The sequence below is a fragment of the Blastomonas sp. UPD001 genome (assembly GCF_003426715.1).
Lineage (GTDB): Bacteria > Pseudomonadota > Alphaproteobacteria > Sphingomonadales > Sphingomonadaceae > Blastomonas.
Genome location: NZ_QKVT01000001.1, coordinates 2,524,949 through 2,531,239 on the forward strand (window position 1 = coordinate 2,524,949; position 6,291 = coordinate 2,531,239).

Sequence of the window (6,291 nt, forward strand, 5' to 3'; positions counted from 1 at the left end):
GGTGCTGCCGAGATAGGGCGCGATGTCGAGCCCGCCTGCGAACAGGATATAACCGCGCAGGCCGCCGCCGGTCGCGCGACCCAGGCTCAGCGTCTGGCCCGCCGCGACATCGACCGGCACGCCGCGTTCGACCGGAACGCCATCCAATGTCGCGCCGAAATCCGCGCCCATCAGGCAGATGCGTGCTGGCGCATTGAACAGCAGCGTCGGCCCGGTCAGCGTCAGTTCCAGCCCGGACGTGCCTTCGGGATTCCCGAGCAGCCGGTTGCCCAGCCGGAACGACTGGTCGTCCATCGGCCCCGAAGGCGGAACGCCGACCGCCCAGAGCTTCTGCCGCCCCGGCCAGTCCTGCACCGTGGTCGCGGTGCCACCGCTCACCACCTGGATGCTTTGGGGCAAGTAGACCACGCTTTCGAGCGCGCGGGTCGAAACCTCGCCGGTGACGAACGCCGGCGCGCGCACCACCTCACGCAGCCAGCGCAGATTGCTCTCGATGCCATCAACGCGCGACTGGTCGAGCGCGGCCTGCATCGCGGCGACCGCAAGCTCGCGCGTCTCGGCATGCACGATCAGCTTGGCGAGCATGGGGTCGTACCAGCTGCTCACCGTGCTGCCCGCCATCACCCAGGTCTCGGTGCGAATGTCGTCCGGGAAGCGCACCGAAGTCAGCGTGCCCGAGGTCGGGCGATAGTCCTGTCCCGGGTCCTCGGCATAGAGGCGCACCTGGACCGAATGGCCGCTGGGCGCAGTCGGCGCGCTGTCGAGTAAGGCAAAATCGCCCTGCCCGCCGCGCACCATCCATTCGACCAGATCGATGCCGAACACCTCTTCGGTCACGCCATGCTCGACCTGGAGCCGGGTGTTCATTTCGAGGAAAAAGAACTCCTTGCGCTCGGCATCGTAGAGGAATTCGACAGTCCCGGCAGACCGATAGCGCGCCGCCTCGCCCAGACGGATCGCCGCGGCGTAAAGCTCGGCGCGGATCGTATCGGGCAGCAGCGGCGCGGGCGCTTCCTCGACCACCTTCTGGTTGCGGCGCTGCAACGAGCAGTCGCGCTCGCCCAGCGCGACGACGCGGCCCGCACCGTCGCCGAAAATCTGCACCTCGATATGCCGTGCGCGGCGGATGAAGCGCTCGAGGAACACCCCCGAATCGCCGAAATTGCCCTGGCCGAGCCGCGCCACGGTGGCAAAGCCCTCGCGAACATCTTCGGCCGTCTCGCACACGCGCATGCCGATGCCGCCGCCGCCCGCGGTCGCCTTGAGCATCACAGGAAAGCCAATGCGCTCCGCCGCCGCGACTGCCTCGGCCTCGTCGGTGAGAAGGTCGGTGCCCGGGGCGAGCGGCACGTCATGCGCCGCTGCCAGCGCGCGCGCGCTGTGCTTCAGCCCGAAAGTGCGGATATTGTCGGGATCGGGACCGATGAACACGATGCCTGCCGCTGCGCAGGCTTCTGCGAATTCGGCATTCTCGGCGAGGAAACCATAGCCCGGATGGATCGCGCCTGCTCTTGTCGAGCGGGCCGCCTCCAGGATCGCCGCCACGTTGAGATAGCTCTCGCTTGCACGTGCCGGGCCGATGCACACCGCCTCGTCGGCGAGCGCGACATGCAGCGAATCCTCGTCGGCCTCCGAATAGACCGCGACCGAGCGCAGCCCCATCTTGCGCAACGTGCGGATGATGCGCGTGGCGATGGCGCCGCGATTGGCGATGAGAACGGTGTCGTAACTCATGCGGTGACGATCATGCGCACGGGCGTGGGGTTGAAGCCGTTGCAGGGATTGTTGATCTGCGGGCAGTTGGAGACGACCACGGTCACGTCCATCTCGGCGCGCAGATCGACCGTCAGGCCCGGCGCGGAAATCCCGTCGACTATGCCCAGCGAGCCGTCGGCCTCGACCGGCACGTTCATGAAGAAGTTGATGTTCGAGACGATATCGCGCTTGCCGCGCCCTTCGACCAGGTTGGCCTCGAGGAAGTTCTCGACACAGGCATGTTCGGACTTGGTGTGATGACCATAGCGCAAGGTATTGGATTCGCACGAACACGCGCCGCCGATCGTGTCGTGATAATCGACCGCAGTGCCGACGATCGTCATCATCGGGCGCCCCTCGTTGGAGCGCAGCACGGTGCCTTCGCGCAGGAACAGATTGCCCTGCGCCGCGACGGTATCCTGCGCGCTGTAGCGTTCGGCATCGTCGGCGGTCGCATAGAGCAGGAAGTCGACAGCCTGATTGCCTTCCAGATCGACGATGCGCAGCGTCTGACCGGCGGCGATATGGTGCAGCCATGGCGCGCGTGCGGGCACGATCTCGTCATGGACGATGGGGCCGGAAAGGCCGGCGATATGGGGATCGGCGCTCATTCGGGTGAAACTCCTGCGATCAGCGACGGAAATAGTCTTCGACGTTGAGAAAGGCGCGCTGGCCCTCGGGCGTCGCGTTGCGAATGGGGTCGGTTTCCGGCGTCACCTCCCCGCGCCAGGCGGTGACGCGGAAGGGCGTGACGCTATATTGGGAGCGCGGGTCGAGCACATGCGGCACGTTGGCGATCACCACGACCACGTCCATCTCGGCACGCAGCAGCACGCTGCGTCCGCCCTCGAAAGGACCGACATCGGGCACGATGCTGCCATCCTCGGCTATGGTCGCGCCCTTGAACAGGTTGATGCAGGGGTGGACGTCGCGCCGCCCCAGCCCATGCTTGGCCGCGCCGAGCAGAAACCGTTCGCGGCCATTGGGATAGGGGCTGTAATTGGCACCCTCTCCATATTTCGCGGCATTGGTCGCAACGTTGGAGGTGCCGCAGAAGGCATCGTGCGTGCCCGCATTGTCCTCGACGATGCTCATCAGCACGCGGCCCATGTCCGACAGCAGCAGCTTGCCCGCGCTTAGATAGGCGTTCCACTGCACCTTGACCGTATCGGCGACGTTGAGGCGCTCGGTCGGCATCTCCGCATTGAACAGTTGCAGCCCGGCACAGGCATCGCCCTTCAAGTCGATGAGCCGCAGCCGGGTGCCGCGCGCCAGCCTGCGCGTGGCATAGCCGCCGGGCGCGATGGTCTCTTCCCAGAGCAGGTCCTCAGCCGCGACGCCCTCGGGCAGATCATCGGCAACCGGCGGCAGCACGGGCATCGATTCGACGCGCGTGCCCGCCATGGCGCGGGCATGCGCGCGGGCGGCAGACGGATCGCTCAATACGGCGGTCATGCAGCGGCTCCCTTGGCATGGTCGCCCGCGTCCGGCTCGTAGAGCGGCGGCAACAGGGCGGTGGTGGTGACGAGTTGCAGCTGGTGAACGCCGCGCACCCGGCGCAGCGCATCGCACAGCTCGTTGAGGCGGACGGCAGGCCCCTGGACCAGCAGCACCTCGAGCGACTGGTCGTCCTCGAGGAACACGTGCTGCGAGGAGATGACCTCCTTGAGATATTCGGCCTGAGTCTGCGCGAGCTGATGGCGCACCCGGCCCCGGTCGCCGCGATAGACGATGGTCAGCGTGCCCGCGAGCATCTCGTCCGGCCGCGTCGTCGCCTCGTGCGCGGCAAGCGCGTGGCGGATCAGCTCGGCAATCAGCTGCGATCGCGACGGCAGGCCGCGCTCCTCGACCATCATGTCGAGCTGGCGGAACAGCTCGCTCGGAAGGCTCATCGACAATCGGGCGACACTGGTCGGCTCGGTTCCCATCATGCGTTCTCCTGGGTCTTGGCAATCTCCAGAACCGCCGGTTTTTCCGGGGCTTCCGGGTTGCTCTTCTTGTTGAGGGTGAGGTCGTAGACCGCGGTCGCGCCGAAGCGGTGCGGCGCGTGCGGATCGTGCCGGCGCTTGTCGAGCGCGAGCACGCGGGTGCCGAGCGTGAACGCCTCGCGGATGTCGTGCGTCACCATGATGATGGTCAGCGCATAATCGCTCCACAGCTGCTGGATCAGCGCGTGCATGTCGGCGCGGATGCCCGGGTCGAGCGCGCCGAAGGGTTCGTCGAGCAGCAGGATGCGCGGCCGCTTGATCAGCGCCTGCGCGATGGCCAGCCGCTGCTGCATGCCGCCCGAAAGCTGCGCGGGATATTGGTGCATGCTGTCGGCCAGCCCCACCGCGACCAGCATCGCCTCGGCCTGCTCGCGCGCTGCCTTGCGCGCGGAGCCGAACAGCCGCGCGGTCAGCGGCGCCTGTTCGCATTCCAGCCCGAACAAGACATTGCCGAGCGCGCTCAGGTGCGGGAAGACCGAATAGCGCTGGAACACCACGCCGCGATCGGGCCCGCATTCGGGCGCAAGCGGCTGGCCATCGAGCGATATGGTGCCCCGCGTCGGGCGCTCCTGACCCAGGATGACGCGCAGCAGGCTCGACTTGCCCGCGCCCGAGGGGCCGACGATCGACACGAACGAGCCCGGCTGGATGTCAAGATCGACCTTTTCCAGCACGATCTTGTCGCCATATTCGACCCAGACGTTCTGAAGGCTGAGGATTGGCTGGAGGCTGAGGATCGGTGCGGCGCTCATCGGCCCTGCCCTTCCGCCCAGGGAAAGGCCTTGCGGCTGGTGAGCGCGAGTGCCCAGTCCATCACGATCGCCAGGAGCGCGATCCACGCGACATAGGGCAGGATGACGTCCATCGAGAGGTACCGGCGGACGAGGAAGATGCGGTAGCCAAGGCCCACATCCGCCGCGATCGCCTCGGCCGAGATCAGGAAGACCCAGGCCGGGCCGAGCGCCAACCGAACGGCATGGATCAGCCGCGGCATCGCCTGGGGCAAGGCGACGCGGATCATGATCTGCCAGGAACGTGCGCCTAAAGTCTGCGCCTTGATCACCTGTTCGGCAGGCAGCGCGGCGATATAGGCCGCGATGTCGCGGATCATCACCGGCGCGACACCGATGGCGATCAAGGCGATCTTGGCGGTCTCGCCCAGGCCCAGCGCAATGAACAGGATCGGTAGCAGCGCGATTGGCGGGATGACCGCGATGCCGGTGACCAGTGGGCCAAGGGTTGCGCGCACCGGCGGTAGCACGCCCAGCACCAGGCTGACGACCAACGCGGTCAGCGTCGCGATGCCCAGCCCCAGTCCGAGCCGGTAGAGGCTCGCCACCGCGAAAGATCAGGCGGCAGCGCGTTGTTGTTGGCGGCGCGCGCAGCGGTTTCGTTGGCGTGCGGCGAAGGGATATAGTCCGAAGGCAGCGGCTTGCGCGTGGTCGCCTCGCCGGTGGCCGGATCGATCGACGGGGTCTGGGCGGGCCAGTTGGCGGCGATCGCCTTCACTTCGTCCTCGGTATAGCCAAGCTCGCTCAGGTTGCGGAACGCCACCAGACGCATCGAGTGGCAGGCCGAGCAGACTTCCTTGTACACCTGGAAACCGCGCTGCAGCTGCTGGCGATCGAACTTGCCCATCGGGCCATCGCTGCTCAGCGCCAGCTTCTTGGGGTGAAGGTGGAATTCATGCTCTGCCGTCGGCTGGGGCGGCTCGCTGATATAGGCGGCCGCACCGACACCGAAGGAGACCAGCAGCCAGCCGCTGAAGAACAGCCCGACCAAAAATGCACCAATGCGAATCATGTCGAATGACTTTCCTTATTGCGTCAGGGCTTATTCGGCGGGCTGCAGCGCGGGGCCGCCTGCCGTACCATGGCTGTCCTTGCCGAGCACCGCCTCGGTGATCGAGAAGGGCAGCGGCTTGGGCTTTTCGATCTTCGAGATGATCGGCAGGATGATCAGGAAGTGGGCGAAATAATAAGCCGAAGCCAGCTGGCTGAGCATCACATAGGGTTCTTCCGCCGGTGCACCGCCGAGATAGCCGAGGATCAGCACGTCGATGACCAGGACGATGAAGAAGGTGCGGAACAGCGGGCGATAGTTGCCCGAACGGACGGGCGAACGATCGAGCCAGGGCAGGAAGAACAGCAGCAGGATCGATGCGAACATCGCCAGCACACCGAGCAGCTTGGCCGGAACGATGAAGAAGTCGAAGGTGAAGGCGCGCAGGATCGCGTAGAACGGCCAGAAATACCATTCGGGCACGATGTGGGCGGGCGTCGAGAGCGGGTTGGCCGGGATATAGTTGTCCGGGTGGCCCAGCATGTTCGGCGCGAAGAACAGAACGGCGCAGAACAGGATCAGGAACACGCCCAGGCCGAAACCGTCCTTGGCGGTGTAATAGGGGTGGAACGGCACGGTGTCCGATTCCGACTTCACTTCCACGCCGGTCGGGTTCGACGAACCCGGAATGTGCAGCGCCCAGATGTGCAGGATCACGACACCGGCGATCACGAACGGCAGCAGATAGTGCAGCGAGAAGAAGCGG

6 protein-coding genes and 2 pseudogenes are annotated in these 6,291 nt (G+C 66.1%); all 8 read right to left on the bottom strand.

What is annotated here, in order from left to right:
• A partial coding sequence (locus tag DM995_RS12830; protein ID WP_286164951.1) for an ATP-binding protein occupies positions 1 to 1,734 on the bottom strand: 1,734 nt, incomplete at its 3' end.
• Positions 1,731 to 2,366, bottom strand: coding sequence for an urea amidolyase associated protein UAAP2 (locus tag DM995_RS12835; protein ID WP_116969674.1), 636 nt, complete (start codon positions 2,364 to 2,366; stop codon positions 1,731 to 1,733). The genes DM995_RS12830 and DM995_RS12835, both read right to left, overlap by 4 nt.
• Before the next feature lie 19 nt (positions 2,367 to 2,385).
• Positions 2,386 to 3,210: an urea amidolyase associated protein UAAP1 gene (locus DM995_RS12840; protein WP_116969675.1), complete on the bottom strand. Its 825-nt coding sequence runs from the start codon at positions 3,208 to 3,210 to the stop codon at positions 2,386 to 2,388.
• Positions 3,207 to 3,683 (bottom strand): CopG family ribbon-helix-helix protein, encoded by a 477-nt coding sequence (locus DM995_RS12845; protein WP_031317874.1) that lies wholly within the window; start codon positions 3,681 to 3,683, stop codon positions 3,207 to 3,209. The genes DM995_RS12840 and DM995_RS12845 overlap by 4 nt, the downstream gene beginning before the upstream one ends.
• Complete coding sequence (locus DM995_RS12850; protein WP_116969676.1) at positions 3,683 to 4,495, bottom strand: ABC transporter ATP-binding protein; 813 nt, start codon at positions 4,493 to 4,495, stop codon at positions 3,683 to 3,685. Before DM995_RS12850 ends, DM995_RS12845 begins: the two co-directional genes overlap by 1 nt.
• A pseudogene (locus DM995_RS12855) lies at positions 4,492 to 5,082 on the bottom strand (ABC transporter permease); the annotation flags it as partial. The pseudogene DM995_RS12855 and the gene DM995_RS12850, both read right to left, overlap by 4 nt.
• Before the next feature lie 2 nt (positions 5,083 to 5,084).
• Positions 5,085 to 5,546 (bottom strand): annotated as a pseudogene (locus tag DM995_RS12860) (cytochrome c1); the annotation flags it as partial.
• Positions 5,547 to 5,576: 30 nt separating this feature from the next.
• Positions 5,577 to 6,291, bottom strand: a 715-nt coding sequence (locus tag DM995_RS12865) for a cytochrome b (RefSeq protein ID WP_198669357.1), incomplete at its 5' end; no start/stop codon positions are given.